The sequence below is a fragment of the uncultured Proteiniphilum sp. genome, from assembly GCF_937873925.1.
Taxonomy (GTDB): Bacteria; Bacteroidota; Bacteroidia; order Bacteroidales; family Dysgonomonadaceae; genus Proteiniphilum.
On sequence record NZ_CALNAT010000258.1, the window covers coordinates 1 to 19,046 of the forward strand.

General features: G+C 44.5%; 13 protein-coding genes and 2 tRNA genes. 9 read left to right on the top strand and 6 right to left on the bottom strand.

Features of this window, described 5'->3' with window-relative positions; translation table 11 throughout:
• The 4 genes from Q0502_RS18580 to Q0502_RS18595 form a co-directional block, all read left to right on the top strand.
• Positions 1-2,208 (top strand): efflux RND transporter permease subunit (locus tag Q0502_RS18580; RefSeq protein WP_298654022.1); only part of this gene is annotated, 2,208 nt, incomplete at its 5' end.
• Between the two features lie 223 nt (positions 2,209-2,431).
• Positions 2,432-2,725, top strand: coding sequence for a PG0541 family transporter-associated protein (locus Q0502_RS18585; RefSeq protein ID WP_298654024.1), 294 nt, complete (start codon positions 2,432-2,434; stop codon positions 2,723-2,725).
• Between the two features lie 131 nt (positions 2,726-2,856).
• Positions 2,857-5,043 carry a patatin-like phospholipase family protein gene (locus Q0502_RS18590; RefSeq protein WP_298654026.1) on the top strand — a complete coding sequence of 729 codons (2,187 nt, stop codon included), beginning with the start codon at positions 2,857-2,859 and terminating at the stop codon, positions 5,041-5,043.
• Positions 5,044-5,200: 157 nt separating this feature from the next.
• Positions 5,201-6,793 carry a TrkA C-terminal domain-containing protein gene (locus Q0502_RS18595; protein ID WP_298654027.1) on the top strand — a complete coding sequence of 531 codons (1,593 nt, stop codon included), beginning with the start codon at positions 5,201-5,203 and terminating at the stop codon, positions 6,791-6,793.
• A gap of 28 nt (positions 6,794-6,821) precedes the next feature.
• On the opposite strand, the gene Q0502_RS18600 is transcribed toward Q0502_RS18595, so the two are convergent.
• On the bottom strand, positions 6,822-7,787 hold the full coding sequence (locus Q0502_RS18600) for an NAD(P)-dependent alcohol dehydrogenase (protein WP_298654029.1): 966 nt from the start codon (positions 7,785-7,787) through the stop codon (positions 6,822-6,824).
• A 574-nt stretch (positions 7,788-8,361) separates the two neighbouring features.
• Here Q0502_RS18600 and pncB point away from each other — a divergent pair.
• Entirely contained in the window at positions 8,362-9,534 is a 1,173-nt protein-coding gene (pncB, locus tag Q0502_RS18605) for a nicotinate phosphoribosyltransferase (protein ID WP_298654031.1), read from the top strand.
• Here the strand turns inward: pncB and Q0502_RS18610 are convergent.
• The 3 genes from Q0502_RS18610 to coaBC all read right to left on the bottom strand — a co-directional run bounded on the left by Q0502_RS18610 (position 9,529) and on the right by coaBC (position 12,899).
• Complete coding sequence (locus Q0502_RS18610; protein ID WP_298654033.1) at positions 9,529-9,768, bottom strand: hypothetical protein; 240 nt, start codon at positions 9,766-9,768, stop codon at positions 9,529-9,531. The two genes, pncB and Q0502_RS18610, sit on opposite strands and share 6 nt — an antisense overlap.
• A 179-nt stretch (positions 9,769-9,947) precedes the next feature.
• Positions 9,948-11,642: a M23 family metallopeptidase gene (locus tag Q0502_RS18615; protein ID WP_298654035.1), complete on the bottom strand. Its 1,695-nt coding sequence runs from the start codon at positions 11,640-11,642 to the stop codon at positions 9,948-9,950.
• A 39-nt stretch (positions 11,643-11,681) separates the two neighbouring features.
• Positions 11,682-12,899 carry a bifunctional phosphopantothenoylcysteine decarboxylase/phosphopantothenate--cysteine ligase CoaBC gene (gene coaBC / locus Q0502_RS18620; protein WP_298654037.1) on the bottom strand — a complete coding sequence of 406 codons (1,218 nt, stop codon included), beginning with the start codon at positions 12,897-12,899 and terminating at the stop codon, positions 11,682-11,684.
• A 304-nt stretch (positions 12,900-13,203) separates the two neighbouring features.
• On the opposite strand from coaBC, the gene Q0502_RS18625 reads away from it, so the two are divergent.
• Positions 13,204-13,560: a PadR family transcriptional regulator gene (locus Q0502_RS18625; protein WP_298654039.1), complete on the top strand. Its 357-nt coding sequence runs from the start codon at positions 13,204-13,206 to the stop codon at positions 13,558-13,560.
• Between the two features lie 7 nt (positions 13,561-13,567).
• Positions 13,568-15,547: a PspC domain-containing protein gene (locus Q0502_RS18630; protein WP_298654041.1), complete on the top strand. Its 1,980-nt coding sequence runs from the start codon at positions 13,568-13,570 to the stop codon at positions 15,545-15,547.
• Positions 15,548-15,624: 77 nt separating this feature from the next.
• On the opposite strand, the gene Q0502_RS18635 is transcribed toward Q0502_RS18630, so the two are convergent.
• A complete protein-coding gene (locus Q0502_RS18635) occupies positions 15,625-17,652 on the bottom strand; it encodes a hypothetical protein (RefSeq protein WP_298654043.1) in 2,028 nt (675 codons plus the stop codon).
• 420 nt (positions 17,653-18,072) lie between these two features.
• On the opposite strand from Q0502_RS18635, the gene Q0502_RS18640 reads away from it, so the two are divergent.
• Positions 18,073-18,156, top strand: a tRNA-Leu gene (locus tag Q0502_RS18640).
• 8 nt (positions 18,157-18,164) lie between these two features.
• Positions 18,165-18,248 (top strand) — tRNA-Leu (locus Q0502_RS18645).
• Positions 18,249-18,637: 389 nt separating this feature from the next.
• Here Q0502_RS18645 and Q0502_RS18650 read toward each other — a convergent pair.
• A partial coding sequence (locus Q0502_RS18650) for a Gfo/Idh/MocA family oxidoreductase (protein WP_298654045.1) occupies positions 18,638-19,046 on the bottom strand: 409 nt, incomplete at its 5' end.

The following is a 19,046-nucleotide window of genomic DNA, read 5'->3' on the forward strand; positions in this document are numbered from 1 at the left end:
ATAGATACTTCGGATAATGTAAAGGTTTCTATCAATAGCTTGCTTGAAACCATCCTGCTTGCCCTCGTTATTGTGGGTCTTGTTGTTTTATTATTCCTGGGGCGATGGAGGGCTACCGTAATTATCATGGTGGCTATCCCCATTTCGCTCATTGGATCGTTCATCTATTTGTATATCACGGGAAACACCATTAATATTATTTCGTTGTCGGCACTTTCGATCTGTATCGGCATGGTAGTGGACGATGCAATAGTGGTACTTGAGAATATTACCTCGCATATTGAACGTGGTAGTCGTCCCCGGCAAGCGGCGATTTACGGTACCGAAGAGGTCTCGCTTTCCGTGATCGCATCCACCTTAACCATTGTCGCGGCTTTCCTGCCGATGACTTTAGTTGGCGGTCTTGCAGGGGTAATGTTCAAACAGCTCGGATGGATGGTGACCATCATCATTACTCTTTCAATGATCATTGCGTTGACACTTACCCCGATGATGAGTGCCAAAATGTTGAGAGCGACGAAAGAAGCGAAAGTGAGTAAATTCGACAAATGGTATAACAAGCATATCCTTCCGTTGCTCGACAAATTAGACTTAGCTTATGGTAAGTTAGTGAACGGAGTGGTGAGAAAACGCGGTATTACATTGGGTGTGATTATAGGTATATTCATTATTGGGGCCGTAGTATCGGCTGTGACACTTAAAACCGAATTTATGCCGAGCTCTGATAATAATACCATCTCAATGACTGTGGAATTGCCTACAGGGACGAGGATGGAGTTAGCCCACACCACGGGTCAGCAGATCAATAGGCTGATAGAAGAGAAGTATCCTGAGATAGAGATCAATTCTTTTACTGTAGGGCAGGCTGATGAAGACAATATTATCGCCTCCATTCAAGAAAACGGAGCGCATATTATGAGTTTTAATATCCGTACGAAGGAGGCCAGGTTCAGGAAAAGATCCGTGGATGATATTTCGGACGACTTGCGCAGGGATCTTGAAGCTATCCCGGCAATCAGCAATTTTGTAGTGACACCCGGGGGAAATATGGGAGCTATGGGAGGCGGAAGCACGATGGATGTGGAGATCTATGGGCATGATTTTACCGAAACCGATCAGCTTGCCGCAGAAGTAAAATCTAAATTAGAGAATATCAAAGGTCTGCGAGACATCGTCGTTTCCCGTCAGGATTATCGCATGGAATACCAGATTGAGTTCGACCGGGAAAAACTCTCACTCAACGGTTTGAGTATGGGGACCGCTGCCGGTGCTGTCAGGAACCGCATAAACGGGATGACGATGACAAGTTTTCGCGAAGAAGGTGAGGAATATGATATCCGTGTACGTTATGACGAACAATCGCGCCAATCCTTGGAGGATGTTGAAAATATATTGATATACAATCCGATGGGCGTGGGAGTACGTGTGCGGGATTTGGGAAAAGTGGTGGAGAATTCTTCACTGCCTGAGATCGACCGTAAAGATCGCCAGCGAATAGTGACTGTGAGCGGCTCTCTCTATAACCGCGCTTTGAGCGATGTAGCCGCAGATGTGAGCAGTGCCGTTTCAACTTTGGATATTCCAACGGGAATACAAGTGGAGATAGGTGGTTCGATCGAAGACCAGCAGGAGTCGTTCTCCGATTTGACAATGTTGATTGTCATCGTTATCCTGTTGGTATATATTGTAATGGCATCCCAATTTGAATCACTCACATACCCGTTCATTATCATTTTTTCCATTCCGTTCGCGTTTATAGGCTCGTTGCTGTTACTTGCGATTACCGGTGAACCACTCGGAATTATGGGGCTCATTGGACTGGTCATGCTCGTAGGGATGGTGGTGAAGAACGGTATTGTGCTTGTAGACTATATCAACCTGAACCGGGAGCGGGGAATGTCGATCATCACGGCTGTTGTCCACGGTGGAAGATCGAGGTTACGCCCGGTTTTAATGACTACGCTTACCACAATTCTCGGTATGGTTCCATTGGCTATCGGCACAGGGCAGGGATCTGAAATGTGGCAATCGCTCGGTATTTCTATTATCGGAGGGATGACCTTTTCAACGGTTGTAACGCTTGTCCTTATTCCCGTACTTTACTCAATTTTCGGAGGAAACGGGGTGAAACGTCAACGCAAAAAACATTATGAGAAGATTTCCAGGCACAATAAAACCCTAACCATTATTAAACAAGCAGAAGGATGAGACCGGCATGAGAATCAATGTGACAAACGACTGTTGGCTGCGCCGATTTTCAATTCAACGGAACGAAGTGTAGTTAAGGTGAACAGTAGAATCAAGAGTCAAGAACCAAGACTATAGAAATTCCAAAATTCTTGGGACATCCTGGATTTCCCCACTTCTCCACTTCCAACTTCTAACTTCTAATTTCTAACTTCTAATTTCTAACTTCTAATTCAAAATTCAAATGAAAGCAGTTTTGATTATATTTGACCAGGCACACTATAGCCAGATAGAGAGAGACCTGCCTAAACTAAATATTCGGGGATTTTCGTCCTGGAAAGAAGTTTACGGCCGAGGCAGCAACACCGGGGAACCTCATTATGGCAGCCACGCATGGCCATCGGTAAATAATGCTATTATTACAATAGTTGAAAACGACAGGGTGCCGTTATTGCTTAAATATCTAAAAGAACTTGATAATGAGTATAACAATTTAGGGCTTCGTGCTTTTGTGTTGAACGTGGAAGATATGGTGTGATCCTGAAATCAAACATTTTCAATAAAATTGAAAATGCCTAATTTTAATGAACATACATTTAAGTCAGAAGCCGGGCATGGATGTGTCCGGCTTTTTTGGAGGGGTATAATAACAAAATATAGTTCATACAAATGAAGCGGTATATAATTCTGTTTCTTTCATTACTATTCTTTTTTTCGCCTGTTTTAGCACAGCGGAAAAAAGTCGGCCTGGTTTTAAGCGGGGGAGGTGCAAAAGGTGCGGCTCATGTGGGTGTATTGAAAGTGCTTGAAGAGGCAGGAATACCGGTTGATTACATTGCCGGGACAAGCGTCGGGGCAATTGTCGGGGGACTGTATTCGATAAACCACGACATTCATACGCTGGATAGTATGTTCAGATGCCAGGATTGGAGGTTTTTGTTCAGTGATGATATTGACAGGCGCTACAGAATGTATTCGACAGAAGAATACAGGGAAAAATATCTTGTCAGCTTACCCTATCATCTCAAACAAAGACAAGAAAACCCGGCAGGGCTTATTACCGGCCATAATTTATATAATTTGTTTTCCAATATGACTGTCGGATATCACGAAGTCGAATCGTTCAACGATCTCCCGATTCCCTTTGCTTGTGTCGCGGTCGATTTGGTTTCGGGGAAGCAAGTCGTATTGAATAAAGGCTCACTACCTAAGGCGATGCGGGCAAGCATGGCGATACCGGGCGTTTTAAAGCCTGTTGTACAGGATAATATGCTACTGATAGACGGTGGACTGTTAAATAATATCCCGACAGACGTTGTCATGGATATGGGTGCTGAGATCATTATCGGTGTCGATTTAAGCGTAGCCTGGAAAACAGATGAAGAGGTAAAACAATTATCCGGCATGTTGGGTCAGATAATGAATATCATTATTGAAAACGAGAATTACGAGAAAAATAAAAATAACATTGACTTACTTCTTAATCCCGACCTGAAAGGATTCGAGGTGACAAGTTTCTCGCAACAAAATATAGAAGAGATGATCCGGAGGGGCGAAGAGGTTGCAAGGAAGCATTGGGATGAATTAATACTGTTGAAAAAACAAATATATGAAGGGGTAGATGTTGAAGAACCACCTGAAAAAAGCAAATATATAATAGCGGATAGTTGGCAATTGGGAAATATCTCGTTTGACGGCATATCTGATTATGTTGAAAGTTGGTTAAGAAAACGTCTTCCTATAAAAGAAAATACATCCATATCGATGCAGGATATAGAAAAGACGATTGCTGTTCTGTATGGTACCGATCTTTTTTCTCAGGTAGAATATCAATTGGGTAATGATATCCCGCATCATATTCATTTTTCACTAAAGAACAAGCCGCTGAATAAATTGAATATCGGGGCACGTTTCGATTCCGAAGAATTTGCCTCTATATTGCTGAATACAACAATCAATCATCAGTTTATACGCGGATCGATTTTTTCGGTAACCGCCCGTTTGAATAGCAATCCATACCTTTTGCTTTCTGAACAAATCGGAAATACGTACGAGTCTAAAATAAGGCTTTCATACCGGATCAGGTATAACGATATTTCATTACGCGAAAAAAAGAGGACGGTTGATCATTTTACTTTTGTATCCCATTCACCGGAAATATCCTATTCGAGATCCGGCCATAATGTAAATTATGGAATTGGGCTGCATTACGATTATTTTAATTACAAAGAGAAGGTTTTTTATGAGGATTTTAAGGAATTTGCTTTAACGCCTGAAGGCTTTTTCAACTATTTCGCCGCGCTTACGTTTGACAGTCGCGATCAAAGCTATTATCCGACAAGAGGTTTCTATATGAATATGCAGGCCCAGATGTTTACCGACGATTTGATCAGGTATAAAAAAGACACGCCGTTTTTTTCTGTCATATGCGATCTGAACGGAATTGTCAGTTTCTTCGATCGATTTTGTATGATTCCATCCCTCCAAACCCGCATTCTTGTGGGTAATAATATTCCATTCATATATCAGAACTATATGGGAGGCGAACTTGACGGAAGATACCTGTCACAGCAGATCTCTTTCCCGGGTATCCAGAGGGTTCAACTTTTCGATAATTCGCTTCTTATTGCAAAATTGAAACTGCGGCAAAGGCTTTGGGAAAATCATTATGTAGCAGTTTCGGGGGCATACGTGAACAGTAGTGACAAATTTGATATGCCAGCCAGCAGGGATATATGGGGAAGCTCGATTCAATATTCTTACAACAGTAATTTGGGCCCGGTCGGATTGCAACTCTCTTATTCTGACCATGAGAAACGATTGAACGTTTTTGCGAGTATAGGATATAATTTTTGATCACTGCTATTCAGAATTTTGCAAAAAAATTAAATCAGGTTCAGGTTGTTTAATTATGCGAACTATGAAGCATCACTTTATGATGTAACCGTTTTCTTAACCGAAGGATAAATAGTATCTTTGCGGTGTTTTCAGGTAATTAAACCCGGACATTATCATGTTGTATTCATTGCTCCAGAACTCCTATTTTTCGGTTTTTCTTATTATAGCGCTCGGCTATATGCTGGGACGCATCAAGATCAAAGGTATTTCGCTAGATGTGTCGGCAGTTATCTTTATCGCCTTGTTATTCGGCCATTTTGGTGTGACTATCCCCAGCTCATTAGGATATTTCGGGCTGGTGTTGTTTATTTTCACTATCGGCCTGCAATCGGGTCCCGGTTTTTTCGATTCGTTCCAAAAGAACGGTAAAAACCTGTTGATGATGGCACTGATCATTGTTGTCAGTGCCGGCGCTGTCGCATTGGGATTGGCTTATTTCCTGGGTATAGATATGCCGGGAGTGACGGGACTGATCGCCGGCGCATTGACCAGTACGCCGGGATTGGCAGTAGCCATCGACAGTACCAATTCACCGCTCGCTTCAATCGCATACGGTATTGCTTATCCGTTCGGAGTGATAGGAGTGATCCTGTTCGTGAAATTCTTCCCTAAGATGATTGGTGTCGATTTGCAGCAGGAGGCGCTTCGGCTCGAACGGCACGAAAAGGCGGCTTATCCCGAAGTGAATTTTGCTATTTTCAGGGTGAAAAATCCTACCGTATTCGGTAAATCTTTGTCCGAACTACAGATCCGCAGCATGACGGGAGCCGTTATCTCCCGCCTGATCCACGATGGTGTAATGGTAATTCCCCGGGCAAGGACCATCCTCAGGGAAGGAGACCTGGTGAAAGCCGTGGGAACGGATAATTCACTGAACCAGCTCGCACTGTTTATCGGTGAACGGACCGAAATAGAGCTGCCTGTCGATCAGGATCAGGTGGTGGAGTCGCTCCTGGTTACCAATAAACGGATAGTGGACAAGACGCTGGGGGCATTAGATCTTTCACGGGCGTATCATTGTAATATTACACGCATCCGGCGGAGTGGAATAGTCCTCTCTCCCACACCCGACCTGAAGCTGAAATTCGGCGATAAAGTGGTGGTCGTAGGTGAACGGAAGAGCGTGCAGGAAGTAGGCCTGTTACTGGGTAACAACGAGAAGAAATTATCCGACACCGATTTTTTCCCTATTGCGATGGGAATTGTTCTGGGTATACTGGTCGGGCAGTTGCAGATATCCTTTTCCGATTCGTTCTCTTTTTCCCTGGGATTGACGGGAGGAGTGTTGATCACGGCACTTGTGTTGAGTAAACTGGGGAAAACAGGGCCAATCCTCTGGTCGATGTCGGGCATGTCAAACCAGTTATTGCGACAATTGGGGCTGTTGCTTTTCCTTGCGGAAGTGGGTACATCGGCGGGTGCCAACCTCTTCGCCACGTTCCAGACCTATGGCTTACCCTATTTCCTTACCGGAGCGGTTATCACCCTGGCGCCTATGATCGTGGCCGGATTGCTGGGATTTTATGTCTTTAAGATTCCTATCTTAGACCTGATGGGTACCATTGTCGGCGGTATGACCAGTACCCCGGGACTGGCCACTGTCGATTCAATGACCGACAGTACCGCTCCCAGCGTAGCTTATGCCACAGTATATCCCGTTGCCATGGTATTATTGATCGTATTGATACAAATACTGGCGCTGTTTTGATAACAGTTGATAACAGATTCGGGATCTGTTATTCAGCGATCTTCAGCACTACATTTCCCGTTTTTTGCCCGGTTTCTACATAACGGTAGGCATCGACAATCTCGTCCAGCTTGTAATATCTGTCGATTACGGGTTTAAAGGTGCCTGCTTCGAAAAGATTTCTTAGGAAAATAACATCCGCCTGCGTAATGGCAGGGATGGGAAATAATACTTTCTTTCCATTTCTGAATACTGTAGAGAGCGCCAGGAAGATGTTCTCTCCATTTTTGCCCAACTCGGTAGATATGTAGATGCCGTTTTTGCTGAGTAACGGTTTGCATCGTCCGAAGGAACTTTTGCCTACGGCGTCGAAGATGAATGAGAACTTTGTCCCGGTTTTTGTGAAATCCCCGGTTTGGTAGTCAATTACCCGGTCGGCACCAAGAGATCGGATCAGTTCCACATTTTTTGTGTTGCATACTGCCGTCACATTCGCTCCGAAATGTTTTAATAATTGTACGGCAGCCGATCCGATAGCCCCTGTCGCACCGTATACCATTACATCATTTCCTTTTTCGACCTTTGCTGCCCTGATATTGCCTAATGCATAATGGGCGCCTTCCGTGACAGGAGCGGCATCGTAAAAGGTGGCATTGGAGGGCATGATAGTTATGGCGCTGTCTTCCCCGATGGCGAGGTATTCTGCATGTCCGCCGAAATGGTTATCGTCGAACCCGAATATCTTGTCTCCTTTTCTGAATCGGGTAACGCTTTTCCCCGTCTCTTCCACTACACCGGTAAATTCACATCCCAATACCCGGATCTTTGGGCGGAACAGACCGCTCCAGAATCTCGATACAAAATATTGGGCGCTTCGAAATCCGCTGTCGGTACGGTTTACTGTGGATGCAACCACCTTTATCAACACTTCATTATCTTTTAGTTCCGGTTTATCAACCTCTGTGATTTTTACGACTTCCGGCGAACCATACCGGGTATAAACGGCTGCTTTCATATGATTAATGTTTAGAGCAAAGAATAAAGAGCAAAGATATATGCATCAGGACTTATTATTTATTTCCGGGTTGTGATCGTTACCTCTCCTTAGCGCATTGATTTTTATCAAGAGGGAATTTAAAATATTCAAGTTTCGCAAGTCGTATGATTGCAACTAAAACCTCCGACTAACAATATTTTATGACCCATAATAGTGCTCGTTCGCTAAAAGAGTAGAACTCGCTTCGCTTTGGACAGCTACTCTTTTGACGCTTATCTCGCACTATGGGTCCCCACAAAATATCTAAAGGTCTCCCTTTTAGTTGCATACATTATAAATTTACATGCAAAACTTAAGTAAAATATTTACACAAAAATAGTATATTTTCGATAAGAACAGAGGAATATCTGAACCGAATTTCGATTTAAGATGTTCTATTGTTCATAAGGTTACTAAACGAAAAGTTAAAAATAAAAATCAACACATTATCAAATTATTTAAATCAATTCATCTCATTGGCATATTAACTAATTAGCATATTGGCTCATTGAGTTTCATATTGGTTTTATACAATAAATTGAATAACTGAGAAATGGCAATTATCAAGAGTATCCTCGATACTGACCTTTATAAGTTTACCACCGGTTACGCCTATTCGAAGCTCTTTCCGAGGGCTTACGGTGAGTTTGAATTTATAGACCGCAGTAACGGCGACTATCCGGAGGGATTCGACCGGTTACTGAAAAAAGAGTTGGAAAAGATGACAAACCTCGCGCTCACCAAAGAGGAAGAGGCGTTTGTAAGAAAGCAGATGCCTTACCTGCCGCCTATCTATATAGATTTCCTGAAAGGGTTTCGGTTTGATCCTTCGGAGGTGGAAGTCACTATGGAGGGAAGCAAGTTGCATGTGAAAGCGCTTGGGCTTCTCTACCGTGCCACCCTTTGGGAGACGCCTATCCTGGCGACCGTCTCAGAGCTCTATTTCCGCGAAACAGGACGCTATCCCGACCTGAAATATATGGAGGAGGTGACTGTGGAAAAAGCAAAGAAGATGCAGGAGCATACCCTATCTGTCTCTCTTTTCGGAATGCGGCGTCGCTTCAGTGCCGATGTGGAAGACCGGGTGACCGGATTGTTGAAGCAGCATGCCGGCGCTAGTCTCTACGGGACAAGCAACGTATATATGGCGTTTAAACATAACCTGAATGTGTCGGGAACCCATCCGCACGAATGGGTGCAGTTCCACGGGTCTATCTATGGTTATAAGATGGCCAACTACATGTCGATGGAGAACTGGATCAATGTCTACGACGGTGACCTGGGTACCGTGCTGACCGATACTTACACGACCGATGTCTTTCTGCGTAACTTCAGCAAGAAACATGCCTCGCTTTTTACCAGTCTGCGCCACGACAGCGGCGATCCATTATTGTTTACCGATAAGGTGATCCGGCGGTATGAGGAGTTGCGTGTCAATCCAAAACTTAAATATCTGGTCTTTTCCGACAGTTTGAATGTGGATAAGGCCATCCAAATCAAAGAGTACTGTGGCGGCCGTATCGGCACCACTTTCGGGATCGGTACCAACCTGACTGCCGATGTGGGGAACAATATCAAAGGGATGAATATCGTGATGAAGCTTTTCCGTTGCAAGATGACACCCCGCGAGGAGTGGCAGGAGTGCATCAAACTGTCGGACGTGGAAGGAAAACACACCGGCAGCGAACGGGAGATTGCGATTGCGCAGGCGGTGCTGGGGTTATAGTAGTTTACTGCATTCCAATACTTTGGTAATTTTCAGTAATGCTTTTACTTCCCGGTCAAACGTACCTTCACTATTGTCGAGATTATAACATACCTGAATAGCAGTATAAATATCAGGAATGTAAAAGTCAACTTCAATACCTTGATTATAGAAATAAACGGCATCATTACGACCGTATTTACGCAGTAAATTTACCGCTACCATATTCTCCCATAAAGAAGTATTCCCGTCCAACAAAAAGAGACTTTCACTGAAAAGGTTGACAGATATAAGAAGGTTTAACTAACTAAGTTTACTTATCTAAAATATACTATAACTAACCAGGTTGACACCATCTCTAAATCAGTTTACACTTTCAAGATACTATCCCTATTTAAGTTTACATATTCTTTAAAATTTATTTGAGTACAATATTAATAAAAAAAGGTATAGCTGTACTCGCTTCGATTGCCCGCCCCGTCTACAGCGGTAAAAACCAGTTGTTGCTCCTCTCCGCGGTTAAGCCGGCTGTCATCGAACCGGTAGGTATAGACCGATGATTTGCTGTCGTGTGTGAAAAGTATAAACTCCCCGTTGATCTCCCCTCTGAAGAAAGTAATACCGCTTTTATCATCCGTAAGACGGATGCGTATACGTTTTTGATTCACCCAGGAGCCCGGCTCTATGGGTATTATCACGGGTACGATGGTGTCGGCAGATATCGCGTAGCGGTCCCCCAACTCCCGGATAACCACCGTTATGCCTCCGCGTACATACTTTCCTCCGATCCAACTCTCCGATCCTTTGTCGCTGACCCTTACGATACCGTAATTTTCTTTGTTCCGCAGCGTGTCGGTATGCATGCCGATCCACATGTCTGCATGGTCGTGCAACGGCACGGGACTGTCGTTCACCCGGTGCAGGTCGGAATAATGATCCCGGCTTCTGGTGGAGGAATGGGAGAAACAAAAGTCGCTGTATAGGTTCCCTTTCGGAATATGAAGTTGAAAGCCCGCCTCCATGTGGGAATTATAGAGGTTCCACGCCATCCGGTTATTGCATTCCGGCCTTTCGGGGATAGGCTGGGATTTTCCGTTGACCGTGAAATTGTAGTTGAGCCTGTTCCCGTAATGATCCTCCAGTTCGTACCGGAACCGGTAGGGCCTCTCTTCGTCGATATTGATATATCCGTTATTTTCGGCTTCATAGAAGGGAAGGGTGTTCCCCGGATTGATGAATGATTTCATAAAGAACGACTTGCGCTTTCTCCAATCTTCGAAGTCGACGAAAGAGTTCAGCATACGTGTTTCCGCAAATGAAAACCGGTTTATGGTGCTGCTGAATACCTGCCGGTCGTCTACAAAAAGGCGGATATGCTTTACACCATAGATATTGTTCTGGCCGTCCATCCTGTCGTAGGCTTTCACTCCTACGCCGATACGTCCCCACGCGTCGATATTTCTTCCCAATGCCGATGGATTGCCTGCTTTGTCTTTACTGATATTAAGCCTGATAGGATTGATGCTACCGTTGATCACCCCTTTTTCCATCACAGGATAAAAAGCGATCCCCTGCAAATCGGGTTTCCGGGTGTCGGGTATCTTGGCCAGGAATTCCAACACGTCCAGTGGCTCTTCAGAGTGGGTGTCGCGTATTTCAAAGTGGAGATGTGGCCCGCCGGAACTGCCTGTGTTGCCGCTTAAAGCGATTTGTTCGCCTTTTTTTACCGGTAATATGCCTGGCTCCGGATAGAGAGTGACGCTGAATCGCTCCTGTTGGTATTGTTGTTCCTTCACCCATTCAGCGATCTCTTTGGAGAAGCTGTTAAGGTGGGCATAGACACTGGTGTGGCCGGTAGAGGGATGATCAACATAGAGCGCCAGCCCGTAGCCCCCGGGAGAGACGCTGATGCGCGATACATATCCGTCCTCGATGGCGAGGATAGGTTTGTCGACCAACTGTTGTGTCTTGAAATCGATCCCCGAATGAAAATGGTTGTTCCTTAGCTCACCGAAGTTGCCGCTGAGTGCCGGCGGAATGGTGACGGGATTTCTATACTGTTGTGAATAGGAGAGGAGGGTGCTGGTGAAAAACAGGAAAAATATAAATTGTAATTTGAATAGTCGCATGAAAGATAGTAAAAAATGAAAAGTGAAAAATGAATATTATTAAACCTTCCCACTTTCTAACAGTCCGAAAGCCGTGTCGATGATATCTTTCGCCACTTCATTCTTTGATTTCAGTGAGAACGATTGCTTTTCGCCGTCACGGGAAAGGATCGTCACCTTGTTCGTATCGTGTCCGAAGCCTGCCCCTTTGTCATTCAGAGAGTTGAGTACGATACAGTCCAGGTTTTTTTCTTCCATTTTTTTCATCGCGTTGCTCTCTTCGTTGTTGGTCTCCAGTGCAAAGCCGACGGTCAGTTGTCCCGGTTTTTTAATTTTTCCCAGCGAAGCCGCTATATCCGGATTGGGAATAAGCGAGAGCGAGAACTTCTCCTTTCCTGAGCGCTTTATCTTCTCCTCCCTCATCTGTTCCGGCCGGTAGTCGGCTACTGCCGCCGAAAGGATGGCCCCATCCATTTGCGGGAATATCTTTAGCGCGGCATCATACATCTCGTTGGCCGACTCCACATTCACCCTTAGTATATTGGGATGTGTGGCCGACAGCATAGTGGGGCCTGTGATCAGGATCACCTCTGCGCCGCGTGAAGCGCACTCTTCTGCCAGGGCAAATCCCATCTTGCCGGAAGAGAAATTGCCGATGAAGCGCACCGGATCGATCCGTTCATAGGTCGGCCCGGCAGTGATCATTATTTTTTTTTTGTTGAGATCGTTTCCTGTGGAGAGGATCTGTTCCAGAATTGCCACAATATTTTCCGGTTCTTCCATCCTGCCTTTTCCTTCAAGGTGGCTGGCCAACTCTCCTTCGGTTGCATCGATGATCCGTACCCCGTCGTTTTTCAGCTTTTCGATATTGCGTTGGGTGGAGATATGCCTGTACATGTCGAGATCCATAGCCGGCGCCACGAATACAGGCGCCTTCATCGAAAGATAGGTCGTGATCAGCATATTGTCCGCGATTCCGTGGGCCATCTTGCCGATGGTGGCGGCCGTGGCCGGCGCCACGATCATCAGGTCTGCCCACAGCCCCAGATCCACATGGCTGTGCCAGGAGCCGTCGCCGGAAGCGAAGAATTCGCTGATCACCGGTCGCCCCGACAGTGCGGAGAGCGTCACCGGCGTGATAAACTCTTTTCCGGCCGGAGTGATCACAATCTGCACTTCCGCCCCTTTTTTTATCAGCAACCGGGTGAGTATAGCCGATTTATAGGCCGCAATGCTCCCCGTGACACCCAATACAATATGTTTTCCCTGAAGTGACATAATATTTTTATAGGTACAAATATAAGAAGAATTTCCGTACTATCGGCGTCCGGAGCCATAAAGTAAATATCGTGCGATACGTTTGTTGCCCGTCACACGTCGAACCTCATCTCCAACTGATAACTTTCAGAAATAATTATATTTAATAATGTAAATATTGTAATAAGACTTGGAAAAACTAACCGTATTAAGCTTTAAATAGTCTTTTATAGTTAAATAAATTTAATTATAGAAAAATATCAGGTACTTTGTATTGCATAATACCTTGCTTAAAGTATCTTTGTGGTGTAAAAACGATACAGAGATGAATATTGAAAATACGCAAAGTCAGATGCGAAAGGGAGTACTGGAATACTGTATTCTTTCCATCATTAGAAGGGGCGAAGCCTATCCCGGCGATATCATCGATGAGATGAAGGGTGCCGGGTTACAGCTTTTGGAGGGAACCCTTTACCCTCTGCTCAATCGCTTGAAGAATGCGGGGATACTTACCTACCGGTGGGTGGAAAGCACTTCGGGTCCTCCACGTAAATATTTCTGCCTGACGGGGAAAGGAAACGAGTTTTATATCCTCCTGCAGGCCACGTGGAATGAACTGGCGACGGGAGTAGAGACCCTTACCCAAAAGAGGGGCGAGTTATATGATAATCAATCAGAATAGAATCCATATGAAGAAAGTAATCAACATTAATTTTCAGGGACAGGTGATTGCCATTGAAGAAACTGCATACGAAATACTGAAGCAGTACATTGGCAGTCTCAAAATCTATTTTTCGCGGGAAGAGGGCGGCGATGAGATTGTGAACGATATAGAATGCCGTATAGCCGAACTGTTCGGTAATCGTTTGAAGCATGGCATCAATTGTATCACCGATGAAGATGTGAAGGCTATTATCGACAGCATTGGCAGACCGCAGGATTTTGATTCGGATTACGAAGAGGCAACTGCTTCCGAACAAGAGTCGCAGTCAGAAAATCCCGGTTCCCCCAAAAGCGAGTCGTGGTCCGCCGGTAGTGAACGCCAGAGCCTGTACAGGAATGCCAGTGACCGGATCATAGGGGGTGTTTGCAGCGGACTGGCGCACTATTTCAAAACCGATCCCGTATGGATACGGATCCTTTTTGTACTGTTTTTCGGTATTCTCTTCTGGATATATATTATATTATGGATCGTATTAAAGCCGAAAGAATTGAAATCGAATGTTTCCAAGCGGCTCTACCGGAACCCTAATGACCGCTTTATCGGTGGGGTGTGCGGTGGTATCGCGGCCTATTTCCGGATTGACTCCTGGATACCGCGTGTCCTGTTCCTTCTGCCGCTTGTGCTGAATATGGTAGGGATGATCTCTATTTTCCCGTTGAACCGGATCTTCGAGCATGTGGGGTTCAACTGGAATTTCAATATGAGTATGGTCCTGATTTATGTTGTCCTGTGGGCTATTATTCCCGTGGCAAAGACAGTGAAACAGAAATTAGAAATGATGGGTGAAGAGGATTATATCCGTTCCATTCGTGAAAAGGTGACCGACAATGTGGCGAGTTCAAGGAGCCGTGCCGGAAATGAAGGCACCCCGCGCCCGGTAGAAAAAGAAGATGTTTCCCGTTTCGCAGAGGTAGGCAATGACAATGAAAGACCCGGAATGGAGGAGATGCCTCCTGAACCGCCCGTATCGGGGCGCCGTGGAGAAGTGGTATCCCGTTCGGAGCGATCCGGTTGCCTGAATGCGTTCGTCATCTTGCTGAAGATCATCTTCTTCTCTTGTGTAGGGATCTTCTTATTGGTATTGATCGGGATTTTTATCGGATTATTGGTGACCGGCACGCATCTGTTGCCGTTGAAATCATTGTTTATCGATCCCGGTTATGAGACCAATCTGCTCTTTACGTCGCTGGGTCTGATCTTCCTTGTTCCCGTCGCAGCGGTTGTTGTATGGATCATACGCCGTGCTATGAAAGCCAAATCGCGTCCGGCTATCGGAATAGTCGCCTCTTTGCTCTGGATCGCCGGCCTCGTGATGACCGGCATCCTGGGTGCACGGATAGCCGACAAGTTCAACGTGGAAAGCTCCAGTGAAAGGACCGTTTCCATTACGCCGGTCACCTCCGGTAAGATGTATGTGGAAATGCAGCCTTATGCCGAAGATTATGCCGAACTCAGGACATTCAGGACAGTGTATGGGGTCGATTTCGGAATCAATCACGAATTCGACGAACTGCCCTATACCACGATCAATGAAGATTCGCTCCTTTTTGATAATATTAATATACAGATAGGTAAAAGCAGCGACTCGTTGTTCCATGTGCGGGTCATATCTGCCCTACACGGCAGGGATCTTCGTTCCGCCAAAGCCGATATATCACAGTTCTCTTATGATATTGTACAGAAGGACTCCGTGTTGTTGCTTCCTGAATTTTTATCGGTGCCGGTAAATCAGGGATTCAGGAACCAGAGCATCACCGTGGAAATATCGGTACCGGGGGGCAAAACAATTGAAATGAGTGAAGCATTGCGGGATTACAAAGACAACAGGCCTCCGGCCGTCGTACGCAAGAGGATCAGGAATTACTCACGCAATACCAACTATCTGCCTGTAGATATTTCCGAGGAGGGTGAAGTTTTTATGACACTTTCTACTGACTCAATATAAATAACTTTCTCAATCTACTCTACTTGACTTTTCATTGTGAATCGGAAGCCGTTCCCCTGTGGAGCGGTTTTCCTTTTTTAAATGTCGGCATTTATTTCTTCAAAACGGGCAGCCGCATTCAAAAAATGCGCGGTGATCCAGAATACAGTCCAACTTTCGGAATAGCCTCCGCGAAGCTTGTGGACATTCGACATATCACCGTGCTGTGCAAAATTGGTCTGCTGTAATTGTTCGCCTTGACTACCATACGCGTTGGTCAGTTGATAACAGCTGCGATACATAACGGAAGCCAATTTTTCCAATCTTTCGTCGTTTAAATAAATTCCCATCTTATACACTTCGGGAGCAAACAATACACCATATACATCAATATGTTGGTTTTGCGGTGAAACAACCGTCCATCCGGTTGTTTTAAAATTGTAATCCGCCATGCGGCCCGCCGGTAATGGAATATCCCATACCACCACATAACTTAAACAAACATCCATCGCATGTTTCGCCCAATCCAGATACCGCTTCTCTTTGATTCGTTCATAAAGTTCGAGAAAACCTTGAAAAGCCGCCCAGGCCCCCTCTTTGTCTTCACAAGTAGCATCAAGTGTCCCTCCCCAATAACAGCCATTCATGGTTAGATGTCGATTGGCATACAATTCGGACGCTTTGATCGCTGCCTTTTTATAATCTTCATTGTCAAATAACTGGGAGGCGATCACCAATGGAGCTATATAAAAACCTTCTGCCGTGGAATGCGGATTCCAATCATCACGGAGGATACGTTTACTTTGTCCGTCGCACGCTTTACGAAGAAAGGCTTCCCATTTTGTTGTACGATAGTTTTTATTTTTTCGTGCCGTTTCTATCGCTTTGGAAAAATTATACATCGCTTGTCCGCACGAGACATGATCACCTCCATGAAATTTCTTTTCGGCGACATTATAACCGACAGGAAACAAACCTTCCTCGTCAATCGGATAAGTCGTCAAAAAATCAAGTGAACGTTGTACTTTATCCGTAATATCCGGATCGTTCAATCTGGGTGCTAATACCTGCAAAGCATAACCCGGAGAGGCTGCTTGTCCGCACCATCCCATCACCAGGTCTTTTCGAAGGGAAAGGTCATACATCCCGAAGCCACAAACGGACCCTTCCTCGATCCAACGCGTTTGCGCGAAACGATATTTGTCTTCTATTATAGTTTGAAAATCATCAAAACGCTCCCCCTTATAAGGTTTATGCAGATCTAATGAAGTGTACAATGGATGTTGGAACCCACTTCCTTCCCGTTCGATAGGATACAGTTCTATATAAAATTCTTTCTCGATAATTCTTCCGGGTTCCAGTGAAAGATAAGTGTCGGTGTATTTCATCGGAGTTCTTTGCAGCGCTTTAGCCACACTATGCCGGCCATTATAACCGATCGGGCCGGAATAAAGTACAAATTCCGTATATCCCTCATGGGCCTCTATCCCCATCGACCACCATTGATCACTTAATACGGCACCCCTAACAGGACTGGGAGTCGTATGAACAGCTGCCGCGTATTTTTCGGAAGCATTTTCGAGCATGACAAAAGGCATCGGATAACGATGATCTTCAAAGACGGCAAATTCTCCCGTACGGCCGGTATAAACCGGAATAATATCGGGATTCACTTTCGCACCCATTTCATTCCCGTAATATAAAACACCGGGAATAAGCGGTTTCAATCGGTCTCCACTCATCCGGAACCGTACCGACAGGGTTGCATGATGCAATGTATCTGTTCCTTTCCACTCAAACCGGCGCACACATTTTAGTAATCCGTTATCAAGCTTACGGTATGAATCTCTCAATAACATCTCACCTTCCCGCAAAACAAGTTTCCCCAGAAAGATCATCCAATCACCGGATTGTTGCACTTCTGTGGGATCCGCATGTGCCCAATCCGCCATCCAATCGTCGCTCCAGCCGGTAGCAATCGACCACAACCCTTCGTTCGGCGGCATCACCACGGCCTTTCCGTTGAAAGAGATTTGAGGACCATGATTATCAAACGAAACCGTCTGGCTTTTCACAATCAAAGATGTAGTAATAAAAAAAGTAACTGATAGAATAAGATATTTCATAGGGTAATAAGGAGTTAATTTGAGTTACGAAGATATACAATCTATCCGGTATAAACAATTGTTATCCGTTCAGATTCGGCCACAAACTAACCGTTTTATCTAATATATACTAAGCGGACAAGCCATCAAAACGAGCAAACAAACCGTTACTTTATTTTTCATTGTGAATCGGAATCCGTTCTCCTGTGGAGCGGTTTTCCTTTTTTTCTGATTAGGCGGTAAATCTGAAATAAATTTTAAAAATATTCGTTCAGGTACAGAAAAAACTATTATCTTTGCATCCGCAATTCAGAAACAGGTGCCTGTCCATTTTTCCAATGAAAGGAATAGATATTTCGGAACAGGCGGTTCGCATACATGGAAACTTGGATTTCTGATATAAACAGGCGGAGGCCTGTTCTCCTTTAAAATAATGACAATGCCCAGATGGCGAAATTGGTAGACGCGCTAGTTTCAGGGACTAGTGTTGGTAACAACGTGCAGGTTCGAGTCCTGTTCTGGGCACTGCAAATGCGCAGGTGGTGAAATTGGTATACACGCTACTTTGAGGGGGTAGTGCCGGTTACGGCGTGTGAGTTCGAGTCTCATCCTGCGCACTTTAACACCACCACACTCAATGGTGGTTTTTTATATTACTCTGGTTTTCAGCCTCTCATATTTTGCCATTTCAACTTTTTTATTCCCGAAAAATTGTAGTTAGGAAAGAGCAAACTCTTCGCGATTGTTGTTGGTTGTTTCTAATTATTTGGTATTCAGTAATATAATTATGATTTTGCCTCTATTGTTTGTCAATGAAAAAGTTCGAGTACCAACAGGTCACCCTGTTGATATTCGAATGATATATTTACGAAATATAGATTAACTTATTGTTTACCTGTTTGTTGTATATTAACCAGTGAAGTCATCTCTTTAAGAAAAAACACTATTTCTGGAAATCTTCTCCAAAAGATCGAAGCTGCTTTAATTGTATTGTAATTGTTTTCTTTTACTCTTCTTTTCTTCTTATCCAGTATGGATAAAGTTCTTTCATGATAAAGCCTGCAACTTCATCGAAACGTTCCGGAACGTCATCATTAGAATTTATTTTTTTCAGAAAAGCTTTCCACTGTATTTGTTTTATTTCATTTTTTGCAAACTCTTTCATAAAAATCGGATGGTCTTCAGAATATCGTGTGAAACGTCTTTCCAAAGTAGCGTTGATTGCGGATTCTAAATCTTCACTATTTATATCTAAATGAGAAAATTTCCCTTGTAAATTGTACACTTCCTGAGGAAAGCCAAACAAATAAATCAAATAGTCCCATTCATGTATTAAATCTATAGAAACTCCTCCTCCTTCCTCTTTTTTAGCACTATATGATTTTTTGTAATCTGTATTAGGCCGCCAATCAGGT

What these genes read in the sequence shown, in the direction of transcription:
- Q0502_RS18595 (WP_298654027.1), top strand. Translation starts at nt 5,201, where the DNA reads ATGTTGTATTCATTGCTCCAGAACTCCTATTTTTCGGTTTTTCTTATT.
- Q0502_RS18590 (WP_298654026.1), top strand. Translation starts at nt 2,857, where the DNA reads ATGAAGCGGTATATAATTCTGTTTCTTTCATTACTATTCTTTTTTTCG.
- Q0502_RS18585 (WP_298654024.1), top strand. Translation starts at nt 2,432, where the DNA reads ATGAAAGCAGTTTTGATTATATTTGACCAGGCACACTATAGCCAGATA.
- Q0502_RS18625 (WP_298654039.1), top strand. Translation starts at nt 13,204, where the DNA reads ATGAATATTGAAAATACGCAAAGTCAGATGCGAAAGGGAGTACTGGAA.
- Q0502_RS18600 (WP_298654029.1), bottom strand. Translation starts at nt 7,787, where the DNA reads ATGAAAGCAGCCGTTTATACCCGGTATGGTTCGCCGGAAGTCGTAAAA.
- pncB (WP_298654031.1), top strand. Translation starts at nt 8,362, where the DNA reads ATGGCAATTATCAAGAGTATCCTCGATACTGACCTTTATAAGTTTACC.
- Q0502_RS18635 (WP_298654043.1), bottom strand. Translation starts at nt 17,652, where the DNA reads ATGAAATATCTTATTCTATCAGTTACTTTTTTTATTACTACATCTTTG.
- Q0502_RS18630 (WP_298654041.1), top strand. Translation starts at nt 13,568, where the DNA reads ATGAAGAAAGTAATCAACATTAATTTTCAGGGACAGGTGATTGCCATT.
- coaBC (WP_298654037.1), bottom strand. Translation starts at nt 12,899, where the DNA reads ATGTCACTTCAGGGAAAACATATTGTATTGGGTGTCACGGGGAGCATT.
- Q0502_RS18615 (WP_298654035.1), bottom strand. Translation starts at nt 11,642, where the DNA reads ATGCGACTATTCAAATTACAATTTATATTTTTCCTGTTTTTCACCAGC.